General features: G+C 72.1%; 12 protein-coding genes and 1 pseudogene. 5 read left to right on the top strand and 8 right to left on the bottom strand.

The window, feature by feature from the left end:
* Nucleotides 1–150 precede the first annotated feature (150 nt).
* Nucleotides 151–1,281: a helix-turn-helix transcriptional regulator gene (locus ACGF3I_RS13460; protein ID WP_393131351.1), complete on the bottom strand. Its 1,131-nt coding sequence runs from the start codon at nucleotides 1,279–1,281 to the stop codon at nucleotides 151–153.
* Nucleotide 1,282: 1 nt separating this feature from the next.
* On the bottom strand, nucleotides 1,283–2,377 hold the full coding sequence (locus ACGF3I_RS13455; RefSeq protein WP_393131349.1) for a DUF4097 domain-containing protein: 1,095 nt from the start codon (nucleotides 2,375–2,377) through the stop codon (nucleotides 1,283–1,285).
* Nucleotides 2,378–2,562: 185 nt separating this feature from the next.
* On the opposite strand from ACGF3I_RS13455, the gene ACGF3I_RS13450 reads away from it, so the two are divergent.
* Nucleotides 2,563–3,384 carry a hypothetical protein gene (locus tag ACGF3I_RS13450; protein WP_393131347.1) on the top strand — a complete coding sequence of 274 codons (822 nt, stop codon included), beginning with the start codon at nucleotides 2,563–2,565 and terminating at the stop codon, nucleotides 3,382–3,384.
* Nucleotides 3,385–3,444: 60 nt separating this feature from the next.
* Here the strand turns inward: ACGF3I_RS13450 and ACGF3I_RS13445 are convergent, their stop codons facing one another.
* The gene (locus ACGF3I_RS13445) at nucleotides 3,445–3,630 is read right to left on the bottom strand and encodes a DUF6104 family protein (RefSeq protein WP_010061466.1); all 186 of its coding nucleotides are present in this window, start codon (nucleotides 3,628–3,630) and stop codon (nucleotides 3,445–3,447) included.
* A 236-nt stretch (nucleotides 3,631–3,866) separates the two neighbouring features.
* Here ACGF3I_RS13445 and ACGF3I_RS13440 point away from each other — a divergent pair, with 236 nt between their 5' ends.
* The 3 genes from ACGF3I_RS13440 (at nucleotide 3,867) to ACGF3I_RS13430 (ending at nucleotide 5,548) form a co-directional block, all read left to right on the top strand.
* Nucleotides 3,867–4,376, top strand: a complete 510-nt coding sequence (locus ACGF3I_RS13440) for a hypothetical protein (protein ID WP_393131345.1) — start codon at nucleotides 3,867–3,869, stop codon at nucleotides 4,374–4,376.
* Nucleotides 4,377–4,609: 233 nt separating this feature from the next.
* On the top strand, nucleotides 4,610–5,071 hold the full coding sequence (locus ACGF3I_RS13435) for a hypothetical protein (protein WP_393131343.1): 462 nt from the start codon (nucleotides 4,610–4,612) through the stop codon (nucleotides 5,069–5,071).
* A gap of 132 nt (nucleotides 5,072–5,203) precedes the next feature.
* Nucleotides 5,204–5,548: a DUF6191 domain-containing protein gene (locus ACGF3I_RS13430; RefSeq protein ID WP_393131341.1), complete on the top strand. Its 345-nt coding sequence runs from the start codon at nucleotides 5,204–5,206 to the stop codon at nucleotides 5,546–5,548.
* 121 nt (nucleotides 5,549–5,669) lie between these two features.
* Here the strand turns inward: ACGF3I_RS13430 and ACGF3I_RS13425 are convergent, their stop codons facing one another.
* The 4 genes and pseudogenes from ACGF3I_RS13425 to ACGF3I_RS13410 form a co-directional block, all read right to left on the bottom strand.
* Nucleotides 5,670–9,494 carry a multifunctional oxoglutarate decarboxylase/oxoglutarate dehydrogenase thiamine pyrophosphate-binding subunit/dihydrolipoyllysine-residue succinyltransferase subunit gene (locus ACGF3I_RS13425; RefSeq protein WP_393131339.1) on the bottom strand — a complete coding sequence of 1,275 codons (3,825 nt, stop codon included), beginning with the start codon at nucleotides 9,492–9,494 and terminating at the stop codon, nucleotides 5,670–5,672.
* 281 nt (nucleotides 9,495–9,775) lie between these two features.
* Nucleotides 9,776–10,966, bottom strand: coding sequence for an ATP-binding protein (locus tag ACGF3I_RS13420; RefSeq protein ID WP_393131337.1), 1,191 nt, complete (start codon nucleotides 10,964–10,966; stop codon nucleotides 9,776–9,778).
* Nucleotides 10,963–11,700, bottom strand: a complete 738-nt coding sequence (locus tag ACGF3I_RS13415; protein ID WP_120721417.1) for a response regulator transcription factor — start codon at nucleotides 11,698–11,700, stop codon at nucleotides 10,963–10,965. The genes ACGF3I_RS13420 and ACGF3I_RS13415 overlap by 4 nt, the downstream gene beginning before the upstream one ends.
* A gap of 141 nt (nucleotides 11,701–11,841) precedes the next feature.
* Nucleotides 11,842–12,259: pseudogene (locus ACGF3I_RS13410) on the bottom strand (spermidine synthase); the annotation flags it as partial.
* A gap of 233 nt (nucleotides 12,260–12,492) precedes the next feature.
* On the opposite strand from ACGF3I_RS13410, the gene ACGF3I_RS13405 reads away from it, so the two are divergent.
* The gene (locus ACGF3I_RS13405) at nucleotides 12,493–13,392 is read left to right on the top strand and encodes a rhomboid-like protein (protein WP_393131335.1); all 900 of its coding nucleotides are present in this window, start codon (nucleotides 12,493–12,495) and stop codon (nucleotides 13,390–13,392) included.
* An 18-nt stretch (nucleotides 13,393–13,410) separates the two neighbouring features.
* Here the strand turns inward: ACGF3I_RS13405 and ACGF3I_RS13400 are convergent, their stop codons facing one another.
* Nucleotides 13,411–14,106 (bottom strand): GNAT family N-acetyltransferase, encoded by a 696-nt coding sequence (locus tag ACGF3I_RS13400; RefSeq protein ID WP_393131333.1) that lies wholly within the window; start codon nucleotides 14,104–14,106, stop codon nucleotides 13,411–13,413.
* Nucleotides 14,107–14,123: the final 17 nt, after the last annotated feature.

Here is a 14,123-nt window from a genome sequence, read left to right as displayed (position 1 = left end):
CCTGCGCGGGTGGGCGGGTGGGCGAACCCGCCGGGGTCTGGGGCGGAGCCCCAGGGAGCCGGGCCCATCCGACCCCCCGCACGGGCGGGCGGGTGGGCAAGCGTCCCCGGGGTCTGGGGCGGAGCCCCAGGGTGGCCGGTGCGGGGGGTGTTATGAGGCGCGCCCCCGCAGCACGACCCCGATCCGCCCAGCCGCCCCCACCAAACACCCCCGCACCTCGGCAAGCTGCTCCTCCGACACCCCCTCGTCCCGAGCCGCATCCCGCACCCCGTCCCGGAACCGGTCGAGCAGCCGCTCCAGGTCCCGCCCCGGGTCACCGGACGACTTCTCCCGCGCCCACTCCGGCTCGACCCCGAGGTCGCCCCCGCGCTCGCCCCAAGAGGCAGCCCCGCGCTCACCCCCCGGGCCAGCCGCGCCCTCACCCCGCGAGGTGTCCCCGCCCTCACCCCGCGAGGTGTCCCCGCCCTCACCCCGCGAGGTGTCCCCGCGCTCACCCCGCGAGGTGCCCCCGGGGGAGCCCGGTGCCTGGCCGAACCCGAACCGTCCCAGCTCCTTGGTGATTTCCGCGAGCCCCTCGCGCACCCCCGTGGGCCAGTCGCCCCGCGCGAAGTGCTCCTGCACATGGCGCTGCACGTCCCGGGCGACCCGCTGCATCTCCTCGCGCGCCTTCTCCTGCGCCTCCTTCGCCTGGCGCCGCGCCTGCTGAGCCTCGTCGCGGGCCCGCCGGGACTCGTCCTTCGCCCGGCGCGCCTGCTCCTTCCACTCCTGCTTCGCGCGCTTGAACTCCTCCTTCGCCTGCTGCCAGCCCTCCGCGTCACCCCACGTGCTGTCGAAGAACTCGGAGGCCTCCGGGAATCCCTTGCGGGTGCCCCGGCTCGCGGACGTCTGACCCGTACGGGCTTCACGCGCCGCGCGGCGCATGTCGTCGCGCAGGCTGCCCGCCGCACCGCGTACGTCGTCCCGGATCTCGGCGGCGAGTTCGGAGACGGACTCGCGGATCTCCAGCTCCAGATCGGCGAGTTCACCGCCCCGGCCCGCCAACTCGGCCCGTCCGGCGTCGGTGATCGAGTAGACCTTGCGGCCACCCTCCGTGGTGTGGGTGACGAGTCCCTCGGCCTCCAGTTTGGCCAGCCGGGGATAGACGGTGCCGGCGCTCGGTGCGTACAGGCCCTGGAAGCGCTCCTCAAGCAGACGGATCACCTCGTACCCGTGGCGGGGCGCCTCGTCGAGCAGCTTGAGGAGGTAGAGACGCAGACGGCCGTGAGCGAAGACGGGGGGCATGTCAGAGCACCTTCTTGGTCGGGCCGGTCGAGCCGGTGGTGTCGGTGGGGGTGTTGTCGGCGGTGTCGGCCGGGCCGGTCGTAGGGTCCGCACCAGACGCCTGGGCCGCACCGGATGCCCCCGCCGCACCAGACGCCTGGGCCGCACCAGATGCTCCCGCCGCCCCATACGCCTGGGCCGCACCAGATGCGCCCGCCGCACCGGTCGCCTCGCCCGCACCAGATGTACCGGCCGCACCAGTCCTCTCGCCCGCCTCCGTCCGCGCGGGCTCCTCGTTCGACGGCCTGCGCAGCAGCGCGATCGAGCCGGAGACCGTCGTCGCCCTGAGCTTGCCGTTGCCCGCCCCCAGCGTGCCGGTGATCTTCTTCGTGCCCCACTGCCCGCTGACCCGCAGGTCCTCGAACGCGCTGGAGACGGCTCCGCTCGCGGTGTTGGCCTCGACGTGCGCGTCCGCCGGGTGCGGCAACCGGATGGCGACCTCGCCCGAGACGGTGGTCAGGCGGATGTCGGTGCGCCGCGCGCCCGGGTCCAGGTCGAGCACCATGTCGCCGCTCACCGACTCCGCCTCGACGCGCCCCCCGGCCCCGTCGACGACCGTCAGGTCACCGGAGACCGACTTGAAGCTGAGGTCGCCCGTGACGGCCTGCACTTCCATGTTGCCGGTGACGCTCTCGGCCCTGACCGGGCCCGCGAGCTTGACCAGGGTCGCGTCGCCGCTGACCCCGCGCACCTCCGTACGCCCCCGGATCCCGGACACCACGGCCCCGGCGCCGACCGTACCGAGTTCGACGTCCGCACCCGCCGGGACCGCGACCGAGACCACCGCGCTGCGGTTCCAGCCCTTGCGGTCGAGCCATTTGAGGAAGCCGCGCCAGGGGAGGTCCTCGTAGGCGACGGTGAGCGTCGACCCGCTGCGCGTCACGATCAGCGGGGGCCCCTCCACCGAGGAGATCTCGATCCGGGCGGAACTTTCCTCGGTGCCCACGACGTTCACGGTTCCGTTGACGATGCGCACCTGGAGCTTCGTCACCGGACCCTCGGACGCGTCGAGAACGAGCTTCCGCGGTTCCTGGACGGCCCACGTGGACTTGGACATGTGCTGACCTCCTGGCCATGGTGACCGGACACTCGGACGCAACATATCGCGTCTCTTGCTAGACACGATATATCGCGGATTGGGGAAGTCAAGGCCGGCGGATGCCCAGGTGTACAGGTCGATCAGTGCCCCATATGCCCAGTAATGGAGGGATGTTCGGCACTTCATGACCTAGCGTATGGATCATGCCCGTCGCCGATGCCGCCGCCCCCGGAGCCCTGCTCCTCTGTCGCGCCGAACCCCCGGGGGTTCGCCCGGCCGCCCATCTGCTGCGCGAGCGCATGCTGCTGGCCCCGGCCGGGGACGGCTGGAGCGTGCTCGTCCCCGAGGCCAAGCCCTGGCTCAGCGGCGCCGGTCCCGTGGACGAGGTCCTCGCGGGCTGGGCCAACGCGCTCACCGTGGGGGCCGGCCACCCCGTGATCGCGCTGTGGTGGGACGCCGCCCAGGCCGGTTACACCCTGGCCTCGGGCTTCCGCCGTACGGTCGGCTACGTCTGGCTGGCCGACGGCACCCCCGTCGGCGAGGGCGAGGCGATGCGTACGTTCGCCGCCCGGCTCGGCCTCGACCCCGTCATCGACGCGGAGGCGCTCGACGGTCTCACCCGTCCCGACTCGTCCGCCGACGCCCGGGCGCGGCTGCTCGGCCTGATCGCCGTCCTCGGCCGGGCCGGTGTGGCCCTGCCCGCCGGACTCACGCCCGGCGAACCCGCCGACCGGCTGCGCTCGGTGGCCGAGGCCCAGGGTGGCGAGGTGATCGAATGGAACGGCTGGCGCGATGCCGTACGCGCCGAACTCGCCGCGGTGGAGGGCGGTCCGCTCGGCCCGTGGGTGCGCGGGCCCAAGGCCCGTCTGCTCGGCGCCGCCCAGCTCGCGGCGGGCCTGCCGCTCACGGCCTGGGGCCTCGGCCGCCGCAGCGGAGGCTGGACGACGGCCGGGGCGATCCTGGTCGCCCACGGCGTGCTCGGCCTCGCCTACGACCGGATGCGCGCCCGGCCGGACCGCGCCTGACCGACGCGTATTACGCGTTGCGCCCGACGCGGCCGATCCGCGTCCCGATCCGCGTCCGGGTCACTCGTCCTCGTCGTCCTCGTCGTCGAGCCGGGCCAGCCACGTGGCGAGCCGCTCGACCGGGACCTCGAAGTCCGGGTTCAGATCGACGAAGGTCCGCAGCTGCTCGGCGAGCCACTCGAAGGTGACCTCCTCCTCGCCGCGCCGCTTCTCCAGCTCCTCGATGCCGCGGTCGGTGAAGTACACAACTTGCTCCTGGGAGGACGTGCCGGATGTTCGCCCTTCAGCGTATCCGGCGGACGCGGGCACCCCTCAGGCGGCGGGCCTCGTCCGGCCGGTGTTCCGACGACTCGGCACGCGGGCGCCTTTACGGCTGCTTTATGTCGCCATGGGGCTCCAATGGGAAGCCTGCTGATAGCTTGCGAACGTTTTGTGGTTCGGGTGGGGGTTCGGTGAAGATTCAGCTGTTCAAAATGCGGCAGATGGTGCTGATAAGTGCCGTTGCCGTTGCCGTCCTCGTCCTGCTCGGCGCCTACGGGGCGAGCAAGGCCGATGACGCCGGAAGCGCCGGCTCTTTCGCGACGTACGCGATGTACGCGATCTACGGCTTCGCCGCGCTCTTCGTGGTGCAGCGCTGTCTGCTGTTGCCCTCGAAGGCCTGGGTTCGTTTCGACGACGGCTCGCTGACCTGGCGCACCCACAAGTCGCTGGTCGCGCAGGAGGTTTCGCCGTCCGGGACGGTGCTGCTCCGCGACATCATGGCCGCGTCCGTGATCGTGCAGCACCCCACGTCGCGGGTGCTGTGGAACAAGCGGCAGGTCGAAATGCGGTCCGTGCGGCTCGAGTTGGCGAGTGGCGAGCGCGTCGTGCTGCCGGTCCGGGGTCTGGCCGCGCATCTCGTCGCGGGGTCGCCCTTCTCGCAACTGGTCGATGAACTGCGCCGACGCAGGCCCGAGTTCGCCCAGGGGCTGAGCGTCGCCGTCGCGCCGTAGGCGCCCTGTGCAGAGGGCCGGTCCCGGCGGCCGGCCCGGTCCGGCCTGCCCGACCCGGTCGGCGGCCTCGGGGCTCCGGGCCCCATGTGCCCGGTCGGTCTCCGTGCCCGGTCGGTCTCTTCGGCCCGCCGTCATGTCGTTCTGCCGCCGCTCTTTCGTGAGGCGGCTCTCTTCTCGTGTTTCGGGGTTTCCTCTTGAAGGTCCAGGTATTCACGATGCGCCAAGCGGTCAGCGTGTCGGTTTTCGTGGGTGGCATCCTTTTTGCGATCGCCATCAACCTTTCGTCCCTCGTCCTCCAGTCGGTGATCGGGGTGGCCGCGCTGGTGCTGGTCGTCCGGTTCCTCCTGCTGCCCTCCCAGATCTGGGTGCGCATCGACGCCACGACCATCGCGTGGCGGACGCCGCGGGGCGCCGTGCGGAACAACGGGCTCCCGCCGTCCGGCTCGGTGGCCGTGGCGGATGTGGCCTCGGCGGCCGTGGTCAGGGAGCGTACGGCCGTCCGTTCCTTCGGGGTGCGCAAGGAGCTCGAACTGCGCGGGGTGCGGCTGACCCTGCGGACGGGCGGCACCGTCCTGCTGCCGCTGCGGGCCACCGTCGCCAATGTGAGCGCCGACTCCCCGCTGCGCCGCCTCGTCGCCGAACTGCGGCGCCAGCACCCGGAGTTGGCGGACCCGCTCGTCGTACCGACCATGTGACGCACCCGGCGCGGAAGGACGGGGCCGCGCCCCCGGGGTGTCGGCGTCCGCCGCACCGTGCTTCGCTGGAGGCGTGCGGGGTACCGCATCGCTGGACGGGTGCGGCGCGGGTGTCGACGGAGGTGGCTTCGGATGTTCGGTGGCTTCGACGAGATCTTCGCGCCCGCGCGGCGGCACACCGAGGAGGAGCGTCGGCGCCAGGAGATCACCCTCGACGAGGTCGGCGACTCCGACCCCGGCCGCGGCCCGATAGATCTGGCCGGCGGCAGCGTCGTCATACGGGTGCCACGGGGCGGCGACCACACGCCCTCACCCGAGGAACACCATTCCGACGACGCGGACCCGGCCTCCGCCACAGCCCTCCCGGACTCCGCCGGCGCGGACCACGCCGCCGTACCGGACCCCGCCCAGGCACCCCTCGCGCCCGCAGAACCCGGCACCCCCGACCCCTCCTCCCCGCAGCACCGCGACGCCTGACGTCGCCCCCGCGCGCAGCACGCCGAAAGGGCCCGGCACCCCCGTTGACCAGGGGTGCCGGGCCCTTCCGGCGTGCTGAGCCGGTGCCGGCCGGGTCCGTCGCGGACCCGGCCGGGGCGGACTAGGCCTCGAAGACCTCGTTCACCAGCTGCTCCTGCTCCTGCTCGTGGCGCTTCTTCGAACCCACCGCCGGGGACGAGCCGTGCGGGCGCGAGATGCGGCGCAGGCGCTCGCCGTGCGGCACGTCCGCGCCGACGGCCAGGTCCAGGTGGTCGATCAGGTTGAGCGCGATGAACGGCCAGGCACCCTGATTCGCCGGCTCCTCCTGGGCCCACAGGTACTTCTCGGCGTTCGGGAACTTGGCGATCTCGGCCTGGAGCTCGGCACCCGGCAGCGGGTACAGGCGCTCGATGCGGATGATCGCCGTGTCCGTCGCGCCGCGCTTCTCGCGCTCGGCGGCGAGGTCGTAGTAGACCTTGCCCGCGCAGAAGACGACCTTGCGGACCGCGCCCGCGTCCACGTGCTCGTCGCCGATCACCGGGCGGAAGCCGCCGTTGGTGAACTCCTCGGCCTTCGACGCCGCCGCCTTCAGACGCAGCATCGACTTCGGGGTGAAGACGATGAGCGGCTTGTGGTGCGGGTTGTGGACCTGCCAGCGCAGCAGGTGGAAGTAGTTCGACGGCAGCGTCGGCATCGCGACCGTCATGTTGTTCTGCGCGCACATCTGGAGGAAGCGCTCCGGGCGGGCGGACGAGTGGTCCGGACCCTGGCCCTCGTAGCCGTGCGGCAGCAGCAGCGTGACGCCGGAGGTCTGGCCCCACTTCTGCTCGGCCGAGGAGATGAACTCGTCGACGACGGTCTGGGCGCCGTTGACGAAGTCGCCGAACTGCGCCTCCCACATCACCAGGGACTCGGGACGGGCCAGCGAGTAGCCGTACTCGAAGCCCATCGCCGCGTACTCGGAGAGCAGCGAGTCGTAGACGTTGTAGCGGGCCTGCTCGTCGGACAGGTACATCAGCGGGGTGTAGTCCTCGCCGGTGACCTGGTCGACCAGGACCGCGTGGCGCTGGCCGAAGGTGCCGCGGCGGGTGTCCTGGCCGGACAGCCGGACCGGGACGCCCTCCATGAGCAGCGAGCCGATGGCCAGGGTCTCGCCCATGCCCCAGTCGATCGTGCCGTCCTCGACGGAAGCCGCGCGGCGCTGCATCTGCGGCATCAGACGCGGGTGCACGGTGATCCGCTCGGGGATGTTCACCTGCGACTCGGCGATGCGCTTGACGATCTCCTGCGAGACCGCCGTGGAGACCGCGACCGGGAACTCGGCCTGGGTGTCCGAGGAGTGGATCTCGCCCGGCGCCGAGGTGGCCTCGCGGACCTCCGCGAACACCTTCTCCAGCTGGCCCTGGAAGTCCTGCAGCGCCTGCTCGGCCTCTTCCAGGGTGATGTCGCCGCGACCGATGAGCGACTCGGTGTAGAGCTTGCGCACCGAGCGCTTCTTGTCGATCAGGTTGTACATCTGCGGGTTGGTGAACTGCGGGTTGTCGCCCTCGTTGTGACCGCGGCGGCGGTAGCAGATGAGGTCGATCACGACGTCCTTGTTGAACGTCTGGCGGAACTCGAAGGCGAGCCGCGCGACGCGGACCACGGCCTCCGGGTCGTCGCCGTTCACGTGGATGATCGGCGCCTCGATCATGCGGGCCACGTCGGTGGCGTACATGGACGAGCGCGACGACTCCGGGGCGGCGGTGAAGCCGACCTGGTTGTTGATGACGATGTGGACCGTGCCGCCGGTGCGGTAGCCGCGCAGCTGCGACATGTTCAGGGTCTCGGCGACGACACCCTGGCCGGCGAAGGCCGCGTCACCGTGCAGGGCGACGGGCAGGACCGTGAAGTCCGTGCCGCCCTTGTTGATGACGTCCTGCTTGGCGCGGGCGACACCCTCCAGGACCGGGTCGACCGCCTCCAGGTGCGAGGGGTTCGCGACGAGCGAGACCTTGATCTGCTCGCCGTCCAGACCGGTGAAGGTGCCGGAGGCGCCCAGGTGGTACTTCACGTCGCCGGAGCCGTGCATGGACTTCGGGTCGAGGTTGCCCTCGAACTCGCGGAAGATCTGCGCGTACGACTTGCCGACGATGTTGGCGAGCACGTTGAGGCGGCCGCGGTGGGCCATGCCGATGACGACCTCGTCCAAGCGCGACTCGGCGGCGCTGTCGATGACGGCGTCGAGCAGCGGGATGACCGACTCGCCGCCTTCGAGCGAGAACCGCTTCTGGCCGACGTACTTGGTCTGCAGGAACGTCTCGAACGCCTCGGCGGCGTTCAGGCGGCGCAGGATCCGCAGCTGCTCCTCGCGCTCCGGCTTGGAGTGCGAGCGCTCGACGCGGTCCTGGATCCACTTGCGCTGCTTGGGGTCCTGGATGTGCATGAACTCGATGCCGGTGGTGCGGCAGTACGAGTCGCGCAGGACGCCGAGGACGTCACGCAGCTTCATCAGGGTCTTGCCGGCGAAGCCGCCGACCGCGAACTCCCGCTCCAGGTCCCACAGGGTGAGGCCGTGCTCGGTGATGTCCAGGTCGGGGTGCTTGCGCTGGCGGTACTCCAGCGGGTCGGTGTCGGCCATGACGTGGCCGCGGACCCGGTAGGAGTGGATCAGCTCGAAGACGCGGGCGGCCTTGGTGACGTCGTCGTCGTGCGAGGCGTCGATGTCCTTGAGCCAGCGGACCGGCTCGTAGGGGATGCGCAGCGCCTCGAAGATGTCGTCGTAGAAGCCGCTGTCGCCGAGCAGCAGGTTGGCGACGATGCGCAGGAACTCGCCGGACGCGGCGCCCTGGATGACCCGGTGGTCGTACGTCGAGGTGAGGGTCATCACCTTCGAGATGCCCAGCTTGTTCAGGGTGTCCTGCGAGGTGCCCTGGAACTCGGCCGGGTAGTCCATCGAGCCGACGCCCATGATGACCGACTGTCCGGGCATCAGACGCGGCACCGAGTGCACGGTGCCGAGGCCGCCCGGGTTGGTCAGCGAGACGGTGACGCCGGTGAAGTCGTCCATCGTCAGCTTGTTGTTCCGGGCGCGGCGCACGATGTCCTCGTAGGCCTGCCAGAACTCGAAGAAGTTGAGCGTCTCGGCCTTCTTGATGCCGGCGACGACGAGCTGGCGGTCGCCGTTGGGCTTCACCAGGTCGATGGCGAGACCGAAGTTGACGTGCTCCGGCTTGACCAGGGTCGGCTTGCCGTCCTTCTCGACGAACGCGTAGTTCATCGACGGCATGGCCTTGATCGCCTGCACCATCGCGTACCCGATGAGGTGGGTGAAGGAGACCTTCCCGCCCCGGGCGCGCTTGAGGTGGTTGTTGATGACGATGCGGTTGTCGAACAGCAGCTTCACCGGGACGGCGCGCACGGACGTGGCCGTGGGCATCTCCAGCGAGGCGTTCATGTTCTTGGCGACCGCGGCGGCGGGGCCGCGCAGCGTCACGTATTCGGGACCGGCCGGGGCCTCGGTGGCCTCGGCCGCCTTGGCCGCGGGCTTGGCGGGCGCGGCGGTGGCCGCGGGCTTCGCCGGAGCCGGAGCCGCGGGCCGTGCCGGGGCGGCGGCCGGAGCGGCTGCCTTGGCCGGAGCCGGAGCGGCGGCCGGGGCCGCGGGGGCCGGAGCGGCCGGGGCCGGGCTCGCGGCGGCCGGAGCAGCGGCGGCGGGCGCGGCAGCCGCGGCCCCCGCGGCCGCGGTGGGAGCACCCTGAACAGGGTTGTCCGCCGTGCCGGTGGCACCCGGCTTGTAGTCGGCGAAGAAGTCCCACCAGGCACGGTCGACCGAATTGGGGTCCTGGAGGTACTGCTGATAGATCTCGTCGACAAGCCACTCATTGGCACCAAAGCCGGCCGCAGGGTTCTTGCCCTGCCCGTCTTGGTCGGTCGAGACGCTCGAATTACTGGGGGACTGAGACGACACGGCGGTAACCGCCCTCTTCCGCTTCACAAGGTGATGGACAGCGGAAATAAAGGCTACGCCTCCCCGGCGTGGACGTGCAGGCCGGGCATGCCACAGTCGCGTAAGTCACACCGGAACCCTGGTTTCAGGGCGCGAAATGGCGGGAAACAAGCCTGGTTCCGCTGCTCCGCGAGCCGCTTCGGGTACGCGACAGTGCGGCTACGGCCCCTCGGCCCGCACCCTGAAACGAACGCTTCCGCTGAACACCACGCAGAACGACCGCTTCCGGTTCGAACTTTACGTCAACTTTGCTGGCGGGGAGTCCCCGGGAGGGTGACCTGGATCCGGCAGCCACGTGCGGATTCGGCCACGCCGATCCGGCCACCGTGAAGATCCACCGCCCAGCGCGCGATCGCCAGCCCGAGCCCCGTGCCGCCGTCGCTCCCGGGACCGTGCGGCGAGGGCGCGGTGCCCCGGTTGAACCGCTCGAAGACCCGGTGCCACTCCGACTGCGGGATGCCGGGGCCCTCGTCCAGGACCTCCAGATCGAGCGACTCGGGCTGCGGGCCGCGCCGGGCCCGCACCGTCACGCGGCCGTGCGGCGGCGAGTGCTTGACGGCGTTGTCGATGAGATTCGCCACGACCTGGTGCAGCCGCTCCGCGTCCGCGTGCGCGGTCAGCTCCGGCGGTGAGACGTCCAGATGGAGGTGGACGTCGGTGCGCTGGTGGTTGCCCGAGCCGGACGAGAGCTTGCGCTGGGCCGCCGCCAGATTGGCCTCCTTGAGGACGCCCGACAGATACGGCCACACCTCGAAGCGCTGCGCGCGCAGCGTCACCACCCCGTTGTCCAGGCGGGACAGGTCGAGGAGCGTCTCGACCAGGCGGCCGAGCCGCTCGGTCTGCTTCAGGGCCGTGCGCATCGTCTCGGGGTCGGCCGCCGAGACGCCGTCCACCACGTTCTCCAGGACCGCCCGCAGCGCCGCGATGGGCGTGCGCAGCTCGTGCGAGACATTCGCCACGAGTTCCTTGCGGTGCCGGTCGACGGCCTCCAGGTCGTCGGCCATGCGGTTGATGGTGCCCGCGAGGTCGCCCAGCTCGTCGCGCCGGTCGGCGCCGCGCACCCGGCGCGTGTAGTCGCCGTGCGAGATGGCGCGGGCGACCGTGTTCATCTCGTCCAGCGGCGCGGTGAGCCCGTGCGCCACGAACTGCGTGATCAGCAGCGTCGCTATCACCGAGAAGACGGTGATGAAGCGGAGCTCGGTACGGGTCTGCAGGGCCACCATGAGCAGCCCCGTGGTGATGAACACGGAGACCACGACCAGCGTGCCGAGCTTGGTCTTGATCGATATCGAGACCGACCGGAGCCCGGCCGCGATCCGGCTCCGCAGCTCCCGCCGCGCCCTGGCCCACCGGCCGCGTCTGGCCGGCTCGTCCCAACTGGGCCGCTCGCCGCTGCCGCGCAGCTGCCGGGCCCGGTCCGCGGCCCGGCTCATGGCGCCGGGGTCTCCAGCGCGTACCCCACGCCGTGGACCGTGCGGATGCGCTCGGCGCCGATCTTCCGGCGCAGCGCCTTGATGTGGCTGTCCACGGTGCGGGTGCCGGACGCGTCGGCCCAGTCCCACACCTCGGCGAGCAGCTGCTCGCGGGAGAGCACGGCGCGCGGCGTGTTCGCCAGGCAGCTCAGCAGGTCGAACTCGGTCGGCGTCAGGTGGACGTCCTCGCCGCGCACCCGGACCCGGCGCTGTGCGTGGTCGATCTCCAGCTCGCCGAGCCGGAGTATGCCGGTGCGCGGGGTGGTGGCGGCCAGCGCCGCCCGCTCGACCCGGCGCAGCAGTACGTGCACCCGGGCCGCCAGCTCGCGCATCGAGAACGGCTTGGTCATGTAGTCGTCCGCGCCGACGCCGAGCCCGACCAGCATGTCGGTCTCGTCGTCGCGGGCCGTCAGCATGAGGACCGGCACGGGCCGGCGGGCCTGGACCCGGCGGCACACCTCCAGGCCGTCGAACCCCGGCAGCATGATGTCGAGGACCATCAGGTCCGGCTGCCAGGCCTCGGCTGTGTCGACGGCGGCGGGGCCGTCGAGGGCCGTCTGCACCTGGAAGCCCTCGGCCCGCAGACGGGCCGCGATGGCATCGACGATCGTCGTGTCGTCCTCGACGACCAGCACCCTGCGCTGGGCGCCGGGGGTCGCCGCGACGCCGTTGTGGCCGGTGTGTGTCTGCTCCATCGGTTGCCCCGCCCTGACTGTGCTCGCCCGGGGATCCGTGGGGTGATCCCCTGTGTCGCTCAGAGACTAGAGGCACTTTCCGTATCTCGGCTACGCAGGGCGAACGCCGAGATGGACCACGTCAGGGACGCCCCGGGCAACTCACACCTCTTCGGTATGTACCCCGGTGAATCCGGCATTCCGGAGCGCCTGCTCGAAGGCCGCGGACGGCTGCGCCCACCACACCGCGAGCACCCCGCCCGGCCTCAACCGCCGTGCGCAGTCGGCGAGTCCGGCCGGAGAGCGGAGCCCGCCGTCGCCCTCGGTGACGGTCCGGTCGGGGCCGTTGTCGATGTCGAGGCGGAGCGCGTCGTAGGTCGCTCGCGCGGTACGTACGTAATCGACCGGATCGGCCCGGATGATCCCGGTACGCGATTCGGACACGGCCGGGCCGGAAATGGCGCAGAGCGGGCCCCGCCCGGTGCCGGTCGACGATGGCCTGTTCCCGCTCCACCACGGCGATTTGGCCCCAGCGGGGGCCCCGGGCCGCCTGTGCGAGCAGAGAACCCGACGCGCGTCCGGCCGCGCGGCGCACACCGGTTACGAGCGGCGGGGGTGGCGCCGGGCGCCCCGGACGCTCAGGATGTGCGCAAGGTTGCCCTGTGTGGCGCACGCCATAGACGCGTTCGGAGTCGTTCGCGGAAGGTGGGCCGTTGTAGGGCAGGTAAGCGAGAACGGATTCACGGCCGAACAACGCGGGCGTGGCTTGATTCGGGGCGCGCACGCGACGTCCCGGGGAAGGGGCCTCTCCCGGTGCACCCGCTCGAAACCCATCCGTCCGCGGGCCCGGCCCCCGCGCCGCCGCTCGACGCGATCCCGCCTCAGCGCCCCGGGGCGGCCCCGATGGACGGCCCCGCTCCCGAGGAGGCGGTGCCGCCCGGGCCGGGCGCGACGGCCCCGCCCGGCCCCGCCCGGCCGGCGGGCCCTGCTGCCGACCCGGTCGCCGCGGCACCTCCCGTGCCGGCGGGCGTCCCCGGCCCGGCGGCCGCGCCGAGCCCGGTGCCGGTGGGCGTCCCCGCGCTGCGGGCGGCGCTGCTGCGGGCCGGACGGCTGCTGCCCTCGCCGCGCCTCACCCCGTTCGCCTTCGGTTACGCCGTACTGCTTCTGGCCACCTCGCTCTACAGCGACTACGGCGACCCGGAGACCGTGAGCGCCCTGCTGCGCGGGTCGAGCACCGATGTGGCCCATCTGTCGACGACGCCGGTCCTGACGCTCCTCGCGAGCGCGCTGTGGATAGCCGGGGGGATGGCCTCCCCGTACGCGCTGGTGTTCCTCTTCGTCCTGGCCGCCCTCGAACGCCGCATCGGCGGCTGGCGCACGGCCGGGGTCTTCCTGCTCGGGCACGTGGTGGCGACCGTGGCGACCGAGGGGCCGGTGGCCCTGTCGGTGCTGGCCGGGCACCTGCCCGAGAGCTCCCTGCACCGCCTGGACTACGGCATCAGCTTCGGCCTGATGGCCACGGTCGGCGCGCTCGCCGGGCTGCTCACCCCGTTCCCGCGCTGGGCGGCCCTGGCCGTGGTGGGCGTCCTGCTGGTCCAGGACCTCCTCGACATGAGGGAACCCCTGGCGGCCTGGGGTCACCCCGTCGCCCTCCTGGTGGGCGTGGCCTGCTGGCCCGCGCTCCGGCGGGTGCGCGGCACGCCGTACGCGTGATCCCCGGGGCCCGCGCCCTCAGTCCCGGGACGGCTTGAAGTACAGGCTCGCCATGGGGGAGCGGGTCACCCAGCCGAGGGCCGTGTACAGGGCCTGGCCGTCGGGGGTGCCGACCAGGACGCCGGTGGTGGCGCCCGCCTCGTACGCGGTGTTCTGGAGCGTGCGCATGACCAGGCTGCCCAGGCCCCGGCGCCGGTGGTCGGGGGAGGTCTCGATCTGGTCGGCGACCGCGGTGGGGCCGGTCGGCGCGATCTGGCCGCGGGCGGCGAAGTGGCCCTCCTCGGTGCGGACCAGGACCCGGGTGGTCCCGCCCCGCGTCCACGAGGTGAGGGTGTAGCCGGCGGGGACCTCGGGCCGCTCGGCGGCGAGCGGGACCGTCATCAGGAAGCCCGGCTGGTCGAACTGCCAGCCCGCGCCGATCCACGGCCGTACGGCCTCGTCCTCGGCGAACAGTTTCAGCCAGGTCCCGGGCGCGCTCGTGGCGGCCACCAGCGCGCGGACATCGTCCTCGGCGGGCTCGGGCAGGACGTGGCGCGAGACGTGCTGGGCGGTGCCGGCGTCGATGGTCCAGCCCCACGGGCGGTCCATCGGATCGGACGTTCCGCGCGACACGATCCAGCCCTCGATCCAGGCCCGCACGAGCGCACGGGTCGAGGCGCCGGCCGCCGGGCCCTGTGCCGTGTTGGTTGTCCCCGCCGTCGTCGTAGCCGTCATGGCCGCCCCCGTTGGTA

Source organism: Streptomyces sp. NPDC048111 (assembly GCF_043202815.1).
GTDB lineage: Bacteria > Actinomycetota > Actinomycetes > Streptomycetales > Streptomycetaceae > Streptomyces.
This window is presented reverse-complemented; position numbering and strand designations above follow the sequence as displayed.